We start from the raw sequence: 15,707 nt of genomic DNA, 5'->3' as shown, positions 1-15,707 counted from the left end.
TTTTACATAGAATGACTACCATAGATATTATCATACTGATTGCCCTTGGAGCCGGTGTTATTATCGGATTTATGAAAGGCTTTATCCGGCAGCTTGCCTCCATACTTGGATTGATTGTGGGGTTGCTGGCGGCAAAAGCTTTGTATACATCACTGGCTGTAAAGTTATGTCCTACAGTGACAGATTCCATGACTGTGGCACAGATATTGGCATTTGTCATTATTTGGATAGCTGTACCATTAATCTTTACGTTAGTGGCTTCAGTGTTGACAAAGGCGATGGAGGCAGTTTCGCTTGGCTGGCTGAATCGTTTGCTTGGAGCCGGACTTGGAGCCTTGAAATATCTTTTACTGGTGAGTCTGGTTGTCTGTGTCATTCAATTCATAGATACAGATAGCCAGTTGATTAGTCAAACAAAGAAGGAGGAATCCTTGTTATATTATCCTATGGAAAGGTTTGCGGGAATGTTCTTTCCCGCAGCAAAAGAGGTTACACAACAATATATACTCAAATAAAAATGATGCAACAAGAAGAACCCAATAAATATGTAAAAGAACTCACGCAGGAGAAGTACAAATATGGCTTCACTACGGAGGTACATACAGATATCATAGAGAAGGGACTCAATGAAGACGTAGTGCGGCTTATCTCGTCTAAAAAGAACGAGCCGGACTGGTTGTTGGAATTCCGTCTGAAAGCCTATCGTCATTGGCTGACACTGGAGATGCCTACCTGGGCACACTTGCGTATACCTGAGATTGACTATCAGGCCATTTCGTATTATGCCGACCCTACAAAGAAGAAAGAAGGTCCGAAGAGTATGGATGAAGTTGATCCGGAACTAATAAAGACATTCAATAAACTGGGTATTCCTTTGGAAGAGCAAATGGCACTGAGCGGTATGGCTGTGGATGCAGTGATGGATTCAGTATCTGTGAAAACGACCTTTAAGGAAACACTGATGGAGAAAGGTATTATCTTTTGTTCGTTCAGTGAAGCAGTGCGTGAACATCCCGACCTGGTGAAGAAGTATCTTGGATCTGTAGTAGGTTATCGGGATAACTTTTTTGCAGCATTAAATTCTGCGGTATTTTCAGACGGTTCTTTCGTTTATATACCCAAAGGGGTACGTTGTCCGATGGAACTTTCCACATACTTCCGTATCAACGCAGCCAATACCGGGCAGTTCGAACGTACATTAATCGTAGCAGATGACGATAGCTATGTTTCCTATCTGGAAGGTTGCACCGCCCCAATGCGGGACGAGAATCAATTACATGCCGCTATTGTCGAGATTGTGGTACACGATCGTGCAGAAGTAAAATACAGTACCGTTCAGAATTGGTATCCGGGTGATGCCGAAGGTAAAGGTGGAGTATACAATTTTGTGACGAAACGTGGTAATTGTAAAGGAGTAGATAGCAAACTCTCGTGGACTCAGGTTGAGACGGGATCAGCCATTACCTGGAAATACCCTTCTTGCATTCTCTCCGGTGATAATTCTACCGCTGAATTTTATTCGGTAGCAGTGACAAACAATTACCAACAGGCAGATACAGGAACTAAAATGATTCATTTAGGTAAGAATACCCGTAGTACGATTGTCAGTAAAGGTATATCTGCCGGAAAAAGTGAGAACTCTTACCGTGGGCTGGTTCGTGTAGCCGAAAAGGCGGATAATGCCCGTAATTATAGCCAGTGTGATTCATTGTTGCTGGGTGATAAGTGTGGTGCACATACTTTCCCCTACATGGATATTCATAACGAAACAGCAGTTGTTGAACATGAAGCAACTACCAGTAAGATTAGTGAGGATCAGATATTCTATTGTAATCAGCGTGGCATTTCCACTGAAGATGCCATTGGGCTGATTGTAAACGGCTATGCAAAGGAGGTACTTAATAAACTTCCGATGGAATTTGCTGTAGAAGCTCAGAAGTTGCTTACGATCTCTCTTGAAGGTAGTGTAGGATAATGGGGTGCAAACGAATTGGTTGGTTATTGATATTCCTGCTTTATGTAGGTATAGCGTTTGCACAGAATCTGGATGATCAGGAGAGAAGATGGGCAATCAGTGGCTCTTGGGGAGGAGACTGGCCGATAGTAACAAAGAACACACTTTCGGGAAAAGCTGTTTCTACAGGCCATATACATACTTTATTGCTGGAGTATTATATTCCTTATACCCGCTTCTCTTTGAAGGGCGGTTATACAGGTGAAGAGATAAAACTGAATCCCGGTATTTCTGCCTCACTGAGCAATCTGGAAGTGGGAGGGCGATACTATTTCCTGCCACAACGTTTTGTGATTCAGCCTTACGGGGGACTCTCCACAGCATGGAATCTGTCTCCACGTCGACAATACGGTATAACCAGTGGCAGTTACTACGATCCTTCAAGACAGGAATTTCGTAAAGACTACGATTGCCGATATCAGGTAAAAGAACCGCTATTCACTATCTCTCCGGTGATAGGGGCCGATATATATTTTCTTTCGTGTCTTGCTTTCACCCTGGAGTATAATTTCCGGATGGGCATTGCCGGAAGAATGAATGGAGAAGTAGAGAAGACTAATTCCCGGGGGACCGGGATAGTGCGTAGTAGCGGGATGCGTCAGACATTAAGCGTAGGAGTGAAAGTGAATTTTCCTTTTACTATTACGCAGACAGACGGCAATTCCATACTGCAATTGTTGGACGAAGTTATTTTTGGAGAAGAATAGATAATGAAATAATTGATAAGATCATGTTAGAGATAAAAGACCTGCATGCCAGCATTAACGGCAAAGAGATATTGAAAGGCATCAACTTGACGGTGAATCCGGGCGAAGTACATGCCATTATGGGACCCAATGGTTCAGGTAAGAGTACGCTTTCTTCTGTTCTGGTAGGTAATCCTGCTTTTGAAGTGACGAAAGGGAGTATTACATTCTACGGTAAGAACCTTTTGGAATTAAGTCCTGAAGACCGTAGCCACGAAGGTATCTTCCTTAGTTTTCAGTATCCGGTAGAGATTCCGGGTGTGAGCATGGTTAACTTTATGCGTGCTGCTGTCAATGAACAGCGTAAATACAAAGGTTTGCCTGCTCTGACAGCCAGTGAGTTCCTGAAGCTGATGCGTGAAAAGCGTGCAGTAGTTGAGTTGGATAACAAATTGGCAAACCGCTCGGTAAATGAAGGCTTCTCGGGTGGAGAGAAAAAACGTAACGAGATTTTCCAGATGGCTATGCTCGAACCCCGTCTTAGCATTCTGGACGAGACGGACTCCGGACTCGATATCGATGCGCTTCGTATTGTAGCCGAAGGAGTAAACAAATTGAAGACACCCGATACCAGTTGTATTGTCATCACTCACTACCAGCGTTTGTTGGATTACATAAAGCCGGATATCGTACATGTGCTCTATAAGGGACGTATTGTGAAGACAGCAGGTCCGGAGCTCGCTCTTGAGCTGGAAGAAAAAGGATACGATTGGATTAAGAAGGAATTAGGAGAATGAGTGTGATTATGAATGTAGAACAGCAATACATAGATCTTTTTGCTCAGTGTGAAGCGATGATCTGTCGTCATAGTGCCGAGCCCATGAATGCTCCCCGAGCGGCAGCTTTTGCTGATTTCGAGCGTCAGGGATTTCCTACGCGGAAGCAGGAAAAGTACAAATACACGGATGTCAGTAAATTCTTCGAGCCGGATTACGGCTTGAACCTGAATCGTCTACCCATTCCGGTGAATCCTTATGAGGTGTTTAAATGCGATGTTCCGAATATGAGTACCTCATTGTTTTTTGTGGTGAACGATGCATTCTACAATCAGGCACTTCCTAAGTCCGGATTACCTGAGGGAGTTATTTTCGGCGGTCTGAGAGAAATGGCTGAGCAACATCCGGAACTTGTAAAAAAGTATTATGGTAAGTTGGCAGATACTTCGAAGGATGCAGTAACGGCCTTTAATACAGCTTTTACTCAAGACGGAGTACTGATGTATGTTCCGAAGAATGTGGTTGTTGATAAACCCATCCAGTTGGTTAATATACTTCGTGCAGATGTCAATTTCATGGTAAACCGACGTGTGCTGATTATCCTTGAAGAGGGAGCTCAGGCCCGTTTGCTGGTTTGTGATCATGCCATGGATAATGTGAACTTTCTGGCAACGCAAGTCATTGAAGTGTTTGCGGAAGAAAACTCTGTTTTCGATCTTTACGAACTGGAAGAGACCCATACCAGCACAGTGCGTTTCAGCAATCTGTATGTGAAGCAGGGAGCGAATAGCAATGTACTGCTCAATGGGATGACACTTCACAACGGGACAACCCGTAATACGACAGAGGTTACCCTTGCCGGTGAAGGTGCCGAGATTAATCTTTGTGGCATGGCCATTGCCGATAAAAACCAACATGTGGACAATAATACTTCGATAGATCATGCTGTGCCGAATTGTACCAGTAATGAGTTATTCAAGTATGTACTTGATGATCAGTCAGTGGGTGCCTTTGCCGGATTGGTACTTGTACGTCCGGATGCACAACATACCAGTTCTCAGCAGACAAACCGTAACCTCTGTGCCACTCGTGATGCCCGTATGTATACTCAGCCACAATTGGAGATATATGCCGACGATGTAAAATGCTCCCATGGAGCCACAGTAGGTCAATTGGACGAAAATGCTCTCTTCTACATGCGTGCTCGTGGTATTGCAGAGAAGGAAGCCCGTTTGCTGTTGATGTTTGCTTTTGTCAACGAGGTGATTGATACCATTCGTTTGGAGGCATTGAAAGATCGCCTGCATTTGTTGGTTGAAAAACGTTTCCGTGGTGAACTGAATAAGTGCCAGGGGTGTTCTATTTGCAAATAATCAGTGATAAAATGAATATTCAGAAGATACGTGAAGACTTTCCCATACTCGGCCGTACGGTATATGGCAAGCCTTTAGTTTATTTAGATAACGGAGCGACTACTCAGAAGCCGCGCTTGGTGATTGACTCGATTGTAGATGAATATTACTCGGTCAATGCGAATGTACACCGTGGGGTTCATTTCCTGTCTCAGCAGGCGACGGAGCTGCATGAGGCTTCACGTGAAACTGTACGTCAGTTCATTAATGCCCGTAGTACTCGTGAGGTCATTTTCACTCGAGGGACAACGGAAAGCATTAATTTAATTGTTTCCAGTTTTGGTGAAGAGTTCATGCAAGAGGGGGATGAAGTGATTGTTTCAGTGATGGAACACCACAGTAATATCGTACCTTGGCAGTTGCTGGCAGCCCGTAAAGGGATTGCGATTAAAGTCATTCCGATGAATGATAAAGGTGAGCTGTTACTTGATGAGTACGAAAAGCTTTTTTCTGAGCGTACTAAGATCGTCAGCGTAACCCAAGTGTCCAATGTACTGGGAACAATCAATCCGGTGAAAGAGATGATTGCCACGGCGCATGCTCATGGAGTACCTGTTATGATTGACGGTGCTCAATCCATTCCTCACATGAAGGTGGATGTACAGGATTTGGATGCTGACTTCTTTGTTTTCTCTGGTCATAAAATATACGGGCCTACCGGAATAGGCGTCTTATATGGAAAGGAAGATTGGCTTGAGCGTCTTCCGCCTTATCAGGGTGGAGGAGAGATGATCCAGTCCGTCTCATTTGAAAAGACTGTCTTCGGTGAATTACCATTTAAATTCGAGGCTGGAACTCCCGATTATATTGCTACTACCGGACTTGCCAAGGCTTTGGATTATGTCACAGGCATTGGTTTAGATCATATAGCTGACCACGAACATGAGCTTACCATCTATGCTATGCAGCGATTGAAAGAGATCTCGGGTATGCGTATCTTTGGTGAGGCTGCACATAAAAGTAGCGTAGTTTCTTTCTTGGTAGGTGACATACATCATCTGGATATGGGGACTCTGCTCGATCGGCTGGGTATTGCCGTTCGTACCGGTCATCATTGTGCAGAACCATTAATGCACCGTTTGGGTATTGAAGGTACAGTTCGTGCATCTTTTGCTATGTACAATACAAAAGAAGAAATTGATGACCTTGTAGCCGGCATCGAGCGGGTTAGTAAGATGTTCTAAGCCAGTGTGTGTATTCTGACAAATATTAAAGTGTCGTGAAAGTAATGGGTTTTCACGACACTTTTTTTATAATATCCGAGTGTTGAAATTATATTGATAAAAGGCGAGTCTTCGAGTATATCATTAGATGTTAAGTGGATAAAGTTTCATTTCCGAATGTAGCTTTTGAGAATATACAAATAATAAATAGCCGGTTCCTTGTAACTTTTCGCCTCTTTTTGCGTCTAATAATAATATAAACCTTATAAACAGAAAAGAATTATGTTATTAGCAACCACTCCAATTATCGAAGGAAAACGAATAACCACTTATTACGGCATTGTGTCTGGAGAAACAATTATAGGTGCCAATGTCTTTCGTGACTTTTTTGCCAGTATTCGTGATATAGTAGGCGGACGTTCCGGTTCATACGAAGAAGTGCTTCGTCAGGCAAAGGACACTGCTCTGAAAGAAATGTCTGAACAGGCTCGCCAAATGGGCGCTAATGCTGTGATCGGAGTTGATTTGGATTACGAAACAGTTGGGGGAAGTGGTAGTATGTTGATGGTAACTGCCAGCGGGACAGCTGTATTTTTGGAATGAAAATATAATTATATGTCTATGATAATGGCGAGCTTTTCAGAAAAACTCGCCATTATTTTCATTATAGCTTTGTATTTTTATCTTTCTATTGAACGATAAGGTTGAGATGAAGCTCTCATATGATAAAATACAAACTGTTTCGATCTTAGTTTATTTTAAATAAGCTTGCTTTATTTCGTTAGCATAATTGTGATAAATCGTTTTAGCTATCTCTATTTCTTTCTTGATAGGTACTGCAGAAAACTCCTTCTTGCTTTCTACCCAATCGGTTTCCATCGTGAAGAAGTCAATTTCTTTTGGATTTTTTCCTTCTAATTTAGTGCGAAGGTAATCGAAGTATGCTTTCCAACGCGGAGCATATAGAGTACCCAATATTCCGTTCCATTCTTTATGTGCATATTCATGTAGGCTTGAATTTACAGAAGCCCAAGTTGTAATCTGACGTTTTGCATTATTTATAAACATCCTTTTTTCCATCGGATTCGAACCGCATGCATCTGCTTGTCTTATGAATTTTCCTAATAGGAACTCTTTGCGTGTACTCAATAGCAAATCTTGGTCAGAAATCATTTGAAGAAACTTTGAAGTGTAAAAATCAAATTTTTCTGTGTCTTTTCCATAGTAAGCATCTGCTATGCATTTATGAATATATTTTCCATAATCAGCTAACATTTGGCGAGTAACATCTACTACATCGTAGCGGTAGGTGTCGATTTCTTTTAACTCATTCTCTGCTTTTAGCAGATGTTCCAGTGCTTGGAGGACATTTATAGGCTGATAGTACAGATGAGCTGTTCCCCAAGATGATGTGCGATCTATTTTTAATGATGGACGGGCACAAAAATAAGACTCTTGTGGACCATCTGCTGCCCATGGACAATTGTATACAGAAGTGGATAATTGCTGCATGGCTGCTTTCGCATTATTGTTTGGAGAACCATAGCGGTAGGTTGTATAATTGGCTATCCAGCTTTTTACGTCTATACTGTCTGTTCTCCAGGCCATATCGTATACCATATCATAATCAATCGGGTTTGTTCCGATACCTTCCGGGGTAGTTCCCACTCCACATACGTATTTTCCTTTGGGATGATGCTCTGCTCTTATAACGCCTGTAGCGTAGCTCTGAAGTTTTCCATACATTCCGATACGTCCGCCAAAGTTAGGTAAAGCGCACCAGATCCAGTTATGATCCAGGTAGCCGTCTTCTCTATGGGATTGTGATGAAGGATCGCCACCCCATTGAGGACGGGCGCATGACATTAGGTCGAGTATTAGCGCTTCGCCCTGTTTAAGCCCCTTTAATAGTGCATACGAAGGATTTGCACCCCAACCTTGGAGCACCCATATAGCATCTGGATTGTTGGCTTTCATTGCTTTATATATATCAGAGGCTGCCTCTGTTATATTAATCCCTTCTGAGTTGCCTCCTTCATGAAAAGGGTCTCCACCATAGTAGCGGGACTTTCCAAAGAGTTTCTCTTGTTCTTCATAGAATATTTGCGCAACTTTGGCAAATAGAGGATCTGAAGGAACTAAGAATGCTGGACGCTGGTAGGTGATCCATTTACCTGCATCTCGTATGTCTGCATTAGGGAATTTAGTGATCATACTGTTGGGTACCATGCCATAGAAACCTTGTAGCACAGGTTCCATACCGTATTCTCTCATCCGGTCTATCATCTTCTTTTGAAGCTGTGTTTGCCGATCAATGAATTGTTGTGAAACCGGACCACCGAATTTTTCAAGATTTCCCATTAACCACCATGCTTCGTAACCGGCTCCCGGTAAAAAGTCCAATATTTCTTTCTCTGAGTATCCCAAGCGTCGAAGTGTGTTTTGCCAGACTGCATACTGCCCAATAACTGCTACTAATGGCATATTGATGCCTTGCATAGCCATACGGTCTATTTCATCTTCCCATTGTGTCCAGTTCCAAAAAGCCATAGAGTAACTATATGTGCAATAATTCAAATAATATCTTAATGGCAACGTAGCATTTACATGTATTTTTTCTTTTATTATGGGCAAAGAAGATGTATATGATAGATTATGTCCCGTCCAACTTGTAGTGCTGTGCAGATAATAACGCATATAATGGTTTAGTCCACGGGCCATGGAAATGCCGTTATTCCCTCGAATAATTAACTTTTTGCCTTTGGTCTCTAACTCAAAGAAGTCAGTTTCGTTTACAACTCTTTCAAAGACGATGTTTTTTGCTTGGTTAGGTACCATTTTGTTGGCAAGACGTTGTAAGTTACTCTCTTTTGCGTGTATCATAGTGGTACAGAGACAGAATATAAATAGTATAAAAAACGTTGTGTTTTTACTTTTTATGTACGACATCATAAACTATTTTGCTTTTAAAATTTTAAAAAAAAGAGGGTGAATCAATTTATATTAAACCCATTCACCCTCTATTATATAATTACTCTATCGAAAACATTTTATTTACCATCCTGGATTCTGAATCAGATTCGGATTGATGTCAATGTAATCCTGTTTGATAGGATATAAATATTGCTTTTGGGTAAAGATTAACGGTCGTTCAGGCAAAACTCTTGCTGTATAGAACTCTTCTGCTGTTGCACCGGCTGAATTCAAGCCTCTCATACCATTAGCGTCTTTCGCAAAGAACCTCTCAGCTTCTTTCCAACGTTTCAGGTCATATAACCAATGTCCTTCAAAGATTAATTCGTTCATTCTTTCACGGCGTACCACTTTTACTAATGCGTCACCGGTTGGATTGCCAAAAGATTCGGCAAGTGTCGGTAAGCCTGCTTTTTCGCGAATGGCATTAAAGTAACGGGTTGCGTCAGCATCCAGTGTTCCGTTATATTCAGCGCATGCTTCTGCATAGTTGAGATATAATTCTCCTAAACGGATAATCGGGAAAGGATATGTGTCAATAGTGAATGTTCCTGAATTTAAAGCTTGGTCAGAAGGGCAGACGCCTTTCTTTAAAGCGTATCCGCCATAGAGGTGGTCAGCATTCAAGTCGGCTTGCGCTACACCGTTTTGTTCTCCAAAGCGAAGTCTCAAGGTTACGGTATCACTATTTATTTCGTATGGACCACGGTCGTATCCTACAAAGGCGTAAAAACGAGGTTCACGTTTACGGTGCAGATAAATTGTGGAGTCATTAGGCATGATCTTCATGCGGTCTTCCCATTTATAGCTCGGATCTTGGTCACATGGAATCCCGTTTTCGGAATAGAAAAATTCCACAGCCTCTAAAGAAGGACCGATACCGCCAATGGGAGCCTGACCTCGTGGACAAAATCCTTTAGGGATAACCAGCACCTGAAAAAAGTTCTGATTAGTAGCATCTTCTTTTACGCCACTGTATCCCCAGATAAGTTCTTTATTCCATGGATCTACCATTGTATAGCGTTGATTAGCTACAGCCTGATCAAATTTGCTAAGTGGTCTACTGCTTGCATATCGGTATAATTCATTACCAGCTTGCTCGGCTAAAGTGATTGCTTTTTTAGTCTCATCCATCGCAGTCTTCCATTTAGCTTTGTCATATGTCTGATTGATAAATGGGGTTCCGTTTTGATCTTTAAAATCTGAGTAGAATTCACTATTGCCATTGTATAATGGGCTAGCTGCAAATAGATACATTCTTGCTTTTAATGCTTGGGCAACAACTTTGGTAGCACGTCCAAGGTCACTACTGGGGACAGTTAAAGGTAAATCTGCAATTGCTTTATCAAACATTCCTCCAATTGTCGTGACACATTCGTCGTATGGCTTACGGGGACGGAAAAATGTGTCTCCCTCTCCGTCCAATGGAATGTCTGAATCGACAATCACTACCGGACCGTAGTTTTGTAGCAGTACCGAGTGGAAATAGGCTATCAGGAAGTTGGTTTCTGCAAGCCATACTTTCTTTTTAGCTTCGTATTCAGCGGCCGAGATCGTCATAGGAACTACCTTGTCGATATTACTTTGAAATATATAGCATTGTTTGATGCCTTTATAACACTGTTGCCAAATATCCAGAACCGGATTACTGGAACTATATTGTAGCTGCTGCATCTGCAAAAAAGAGAACCACTGTAATCCCCAGTGTTTGGAACAAACTGTTTCGTTTGACATCAGCCAACCGAAATTAGTGCGGCAGTTGTTATATTGAGGGATAAAAGAGTAACAAGAATAAATGAAATTCTCTGCTGTTGTTTCGTTTTTAAAAGCGTCTTCCAATGTGGCGGTATCATCTGGCACTATATCCAAATAGTCACAGCTATGGAAGAGAACTGCAGTAAAGAGTGTAAGAATAAATATTAACTTTTTCATATAGACTCATTTAAAATGTTAATTGTAAACCGATTGTTGCAACACGTAAGTTTGGATAAGTTAGTCCTTTTCCTCCACCAAGTTCCGGATCCCAGTGCTTGAATGGAGAGAAGGTTAACAAGTTCTGGCCTGATATAAAGAGGCGCGCTACTTTGTAGGTATAACCTATTTCTACATTTTTCAGACGCAAGAAAGCGGCACTTCTTAACCAGTAGGTCGAATTCATAAAGTTATTATGTGAGTCGAGATTGCTGATTAAACGAGGATATTCTGCGTTTGGATTAGGATTCTCTTCTGTCCAATAATCTTTTGCTATAAAATCGAGCAAGGTTGTCTGGTCGGATGTAAACGGATGAATGTTTTGCATCATTAGGCTTGTTTTGGCGACTCCTTGAAAGAAGACAGAGAAGTCAAAGCTTTTGTATTGTACAGAGCCTCCGAAACCGTATACAATTTGAGGGACCGTTGGATCACCTATTTCAGTCATGTCATTGCTGTCGATTTTCCCGTCTCCATTTAAATCTTTGTATTTAATGTCTCCTGGTTTCAGGTTCGGAGAGAAAGTCTGTTCCGGGCTATTCTCAACATCTGCTTCATCTTTAAATAATCCCATTGCTATCAATCCGGTATAACGATTCAGCGGTTTGCCGATTTCGGAACGGTAGGCTTCTTCTTCCGGATAGCTGGGTTCGTCTGCTTCAAGAAGTGTGTTCTTTGCGTATGTAAAGCTACCTTTTAATGATGCAATCAGATCTCTGGAGAAAGCTTTATTATACTCAATATTTAGGTCGACACCTTGATTTTTCACTTTCCCTAAGTTAGCGTATGGGCGTAAATCCCCCGTAATACCTGATTCTGCCGGTACGATGTTTCTGCGCATGAAAATGTCTTTACGGGTTTCTGTAAACCAGTCAAAAGTGATATTTAATGAATTGAACAAATTCAACTCAACTCCCATATCGGCTTTTATACCGGTTTCCCAGCGTGCGCCGGCTGCACCGTATCTTGTGATTATGGCGCCTGTTCCCTTATTCTGCCAGTTGTTACCGAATATATAGGATGCTCCGGACAGATTTACGTAGGTCAGATAAGGGAAACGAGAATCAGTTGACGAGTTACCTACTTTTCCATAAGAACCTCTGATTTTCAGATTAGAAATGACTTTTCTCAATGGAGTGAAAAAGTTCTCGTTAGAAATGTTGTATCCGATAGCTACTGAGGGGAAGAAACCGAAACGTTTACCTTCTCCAAAATTCTCACTACCATTATATCCAAAGTTGGCTTCAATCATGTATCTGTCATCATACCCATAAGTAACACGCCCTGCGATACCTTGGTTACGTACCGGTAGAGTAGCGTAAAAGTCAGCTGGTGCATTCTGGTTGTAATCTCTTTGCAGATATACTAACATTGCTCCAACATTGTGTTTGTCTGCAAAGGTCTGTGCGTAGTCCAATGAAAGTTGGTAGTTAAGCAAACGGTCGCCTCCATTAGATGTACTTGTGGAAAGAGCTTTACTACCTTTTGTGATAGCCTCGTAGGTATAAGTGTATTCACCGTTGGCTCCTTGTTCGTAGTCTTTGATTCCGTAAAAATAAGGGTCGAAAGAACGTACTACGTTGGTTGTAGCCCAGTTTTTGAAAGATATCAATCCTTTGGCTTTTAATCCTGGAACAATGAATTTGAGGTCTTGTTCAAGATCGAGGCTCGCGATCATAGTAGATTCGTTTTTTTCGGAATATCCTCTGACCATTTCAGCATATGGGTTACGGTATCTACCGGAAACCGGTCCACCGTTACGGTTACCAAACAGAATATAGTCTTCGCCATTTTGTGCGGGAAGTACCGGAGCAAACATAACGGGAGGGGCTTCGAAAATGCCTTGATAGATTGCGTCGGTTCCAGCGGCAGAACCTGAGTAATCCAGTACCTGAGCGTTTAGTCGCACATTAGCCTTAGTGGTTGATGTCAAATTGACACCCACATTTGCTTGTAAGGATAAACGTAGCTGATTGATGTTGTTGTCAAAGTTGTTTTTGGAGTCTTTCTTTAGCATACCGTTATCATTGTTTAGGGTACCGCTAAGGAAATAAGTGACACGTTTACCACCACCGGTAACATTTACATTGGCAGATTGAGTAGTGGTGAAATCTTTAAATAGATAATTCTCCCAATCTACATTCGGATAAATGTATGGATTTAGTTGCTTACGTGTTCCTTCAATAACCTCTTCAGAATAATAAGGTTGCGCATTCGGAGTACGGTTTAGTACTGCATCGTTTCTTGCAATCATATAGTCTATACCATCTGCTACTTTTACGGTTTTGGTAGGTTGCGTAAAGGAATTTTGCACACGGATGTTGATTCGTGCCTTTTCCATGTCTTTACCATTTCTGGTTGTAATCAACATAACTCCATTGGCACCTCGTGCACCGTATAATGCCGTGGCTGTTGCATCTTTTAGAATCGAGAATCCTTCAATTACTTCCGGAGAAAGGGCATTCAAATCACCGATAGATACTTCTACATTATCAATAAAAACGAGTGGAGATGTGTTGCTGGCGAAGGTTGAAATACCACGTATCCAGAAATTTGCTCCATCGGCACCTGGTTCGCCACCACGCTGCACTGCTACTACACCGGCGATACGTCCGGCAAATGAATTACTTAGTGTACTTGATGGTGAACGGAGTTCACTGGCTTTTACCGTTTGCACAGCTCCTACGACACTCGCTTTCTTTTGGGCGCCAAATCCGACAACGACCACTTCGTCGAGTTGTTTAGCATCTGGAGCTATTTTTAAAATGACGTTTGTTTTGCCGTTTAAAGGAAATTCGGTAGGGGTATATCCGATAAAACTGGCTACCAAGACCGTATTAGCTGGGACTGTGAGAGTAAAATTACCTTCTATATCTGTCATTGTGCCTTTAGTCTTATCACCTTTCACCACAACATTGGCTCCAGGAACTCCTTCATCATTTTCGTCAAGAACTTTTCCAGTAACTTTTATTTCCTTTTTCTCCTGCTGCGGTGCTTCTGCCGCAACTTTGGTAACTGTGATCTGACGGTCGTTAATGTTATACTTCAATCCTGCTTCTTTAGATAAAATATTCAGAATCGATTCAACGTCCTGTTTATCTATCGAAATGGATACTTTTTTCTGTAGTACAGGAAGGAGATCTTTTGAGTACAGGACGACAAACTCACTGTTTTCCTCGATGTATTCAAACACTTCTTTCACGGTTTTATTACTTGCGTGAAGCGTGAAAACAGTTTGCTGAGCATAAGTCTTTGCAGCGTAAACCGGAGTAGTGATACTCGGCATTAGTAAAAAAATACTAATTAATAAAAAAAAGGACGTAATCCTCCCTGCCTTATGACAAGGAATTGCTTTCTTTTTCATACATTTACATTGATTTTAGTTAATCATTAAAAGTTTGTGATTTAATAAAAAGTCATTAGAGTCGGATAATATGGGCGTATTATCCGATTTTCTTTTTTATCTACTTTCTTTTCTACATAATGGTGTGTTTTTTTAAGGTTAAACATTGGTTGCTTTAAACTTGTATTATTCTATATAGATAACATTGTTTTTCATTGTATATTCAGCAGGTAAAATAGACAGAATTGACTTCATTACCTGATTTAGATCATCATTCAAGTAGAGTTTACCAAACATTTGCTCGTCCTCTACTGCAGTGGCACATCGTATGTCTTGACCGTAATAATCTCGTAAATGTTGCAAAACTTGTTTCAGGCTTTCTCCCTGCAAAGTCCATATCCCATCAATCCAACTGATATAGTCACGGGCATTTACTTTCTCTTTTCCCGATATACCTTTCTCATTAAGTTCCACTTTCTCATTAGGCACCATTTTTATATGGTGATTTTGCTGGTCTTTTACATTGACCGAACCATCCACCAGTACGACTGTGGCTTTTTCCTGATTTTTGTAGGCCGATATGTTGAAAGATGTACCCAAAACGCGTACTTCAAATCCGGAAGTATTCACAATAAATGGTTTCGAAGCATCATGTGTCACATTCAGATACACTTCTCCTTCCACATAAATTTCTCTATATTTCCCTTCAAATGTGCGGGGATAAATAACTTTACTTCCGGAATTGATCCATATTTTACTGTTATCGGCTAAGACAATCTGCGAGCGTTTGCCTTTCGGAACGATAATCTGGTTGTACTCCTCTTTACTGTCATCTTCTGCAAGTTTATTAGAGTTGACCTGCACTTGGCCCGTCGCGGAATAGACGACTTGGGCATTGTTATCCAATTCTATCTTTTTTTGATCTGAAACGACCAGTGTTACTTCTTTAATTTCGTGTGGAATTTCCGTTTGCAGACTTTGCGCGATCTTATTTAAGTCATGCCTTTCTTCGTCATTCAACAGAAGAAAACAGCTTATTCCTATCAACAGGACTACAGAAGCCGCAACTGCCGAATATCTCAGGATACTGAACAGTCGTGTCGTTTTATTAATCTTTGAGGTAAGACGGACCGGTGTGTTGCCGGCATTTATCTTTTCCCGCACTTTTGCCCATATATCCGGTTCACTCATTTCTTCGGAGTGACATCGGTTCCAGAGAAAGTCGAGCTTATCATATTCGGCCTGCTCTTCCGGAGACTTAAATGATATCTTTTCCGGATGGTCGCCATCCTTATTCAGGCGTGAGGCAAATGATTTAAACTTATTCTTTCTCATTACTTTAATAGGGTTACATAAATAAAGACGCAGT

At 41.5% G+C, this 15,707-nt stretch carries 11 protein-coding genes; 7 read left to right on the top strand and 4 right to left on the bottom strand.

Features of this window, described 5'->3' with window-relative positions:
• Positions 1–11 precede the first annotated feature (11 nt).
• From KO473_RS04890 to KO473_RS04860, 7 genes are all read left to right on the top strand, one after another.
• The gene (locus tag KO473_RS04890; RefSeq protein WP_005812179.1) at positions 12–515 is read left to right on the top strand and encodes a CvpA family protein; all 504 of its coding nucleotides are present in this window, start codon (positions 12–14) and stop codon (positions 513–515) included.
• A 5-nt stretch (positions 516–520) separates the two neighbouring features.
• The gene (gene sufB / locus KO473_RS04885) at positions 521–1,975 is read left to right on the top strand and encodes a Fe-S cluster assembly protein SufB (RefSeq protein ID WP_005779339.1); all 1,455 of its coding nucleotides are present in this window, start codon (positions 521–523) and stop codon (positions 1,973–1,975) included.
• On the top strand, positions 1,975–2,721 hold the full coding sequence (locus tag KO473_RS04880) for a hypothetical protein (RefSeq protein WP_005812177.1): 747 nt from the start codon (positions 1,975–1,977) through the stop codon (positions 2,719–2,721). The genes sufB and KO473_RS04880 overlap by 1 nt, the downstream gene beginning before the upstream one ends.
• A 23-nt stretch (positions 2,722–2,744) precedes the next feature.
• Positions 2,745–3,497, top strand: coding sequence for a Fe-S cluster assembly ATPase SufC (gene sufC / locus KO473_RS04875; protein ID WP_005779335.1), 753 nt, complete (start codon positions 2,745–2,747; stop codon positions 3,495–3,497).
• An 8-nt stretch (positions 3,498–3,505) separates the two neighbouring features.
• The gene (gene sufD / locus KO473_RS04870) at positions 3,506–4,849 is read left to right on the top strand and encodes a Fe-S cluster assembly protein SufD (RefSeq protein WP_005779333.1); all 1,344 of its coding nucleotides are present in this window, start codon (positions 3,506–3,508) and stop codon (positions 4,847–4,849) included.
• 11 nt (positions 4,850–4,860) lie between these two features.
• Positions 4,861–6,072, top strand: a complete 1,212-nt coding sequence (locus KO473_RS04865; protein ID WP_005822747.1) for a cysteine desulfurase — start codon at positions 4,861–4,863, stop codon at positions 6,070–6,072.
• A gap of 261 nt (positions 6,073–6,333) precedes the next feature.
• On the top strand, positions 6,334–6,654 hold the full coding sequence (locus tag KO473_RS04860; protein WP_005822750.1) for a heavy metal-binding domain-containing protein: 321 nt from the start codon (positions 6,334–6,336) through the stop codon (positions 6,652–6,654).
• 150 nt (positions 6,655–6,804) lie between these two features.
• Here the strand turns inward: KO473_RS04860 and KO473_RS04855 are convergent, their stop codons facing one another.
• From KO473_RS04855 to KO473_RS04840, 4 genes are all read right to left on the bottom strand, one after another.
• Positions 6,805–9,003, bottom strand: coding sequence for an alpha-N-acetylglucosaminidase (locus KO473_RS04855; RefSeq protein ID WP_005822757.1), 2,199 nt, complete (start codon positions 9,001–9,003; stop codon positions 6,805–6,807).
• 102 nt (positions 9,004–9,105) lie between these two features.
• Complete coding sequence (locus KO473_RS04850) at positions 9,106–10,956, bottom strand: RagB/SusD family nutrient uptake outer membrane protein (protein WP_122130133.1); 1,851 nt, start codon at positions 10,954–10,956, stop codon at positions 9,106–9,108.
• A 10-nt stretch (positions 10,957–10,966) separates the two neighbouring features.
• Positions 10,967–14,359 carry a SusC/RagA family TonB-linked outer membrane protein gene (locus tag KO473_RS04845; RefSeq protein WP_122130134.1) on the bottom strand — a complete coding sequence of 1,131 codons (3,393 nt, stop codon included), beginning with the start codon at positions 14,357–14,359 and terminating at the stop codon, positions 10,967–10,969.
• A 165-nt stretch (positions 14,360–14,524) separates the two neighbouring features.
• Positions 14,525–15,673, bottom strand: coding sequence for a FecR family protein (locus KO473_RS04840; protein WP_122130135.1), 1,149 nt, complete (start codon positions 15,671–15,673; stop codon positions 14,525–14,527).
• Positions 15,674–15,707: the final 34 nt, after the last annotated feature.

It is taken from the genome of Bacteroides sp. HF-4919, from assembly GCF_018860125.1.
This window is presented reverse-complemented; position numbering and strand designations above follow the sequence as displayed.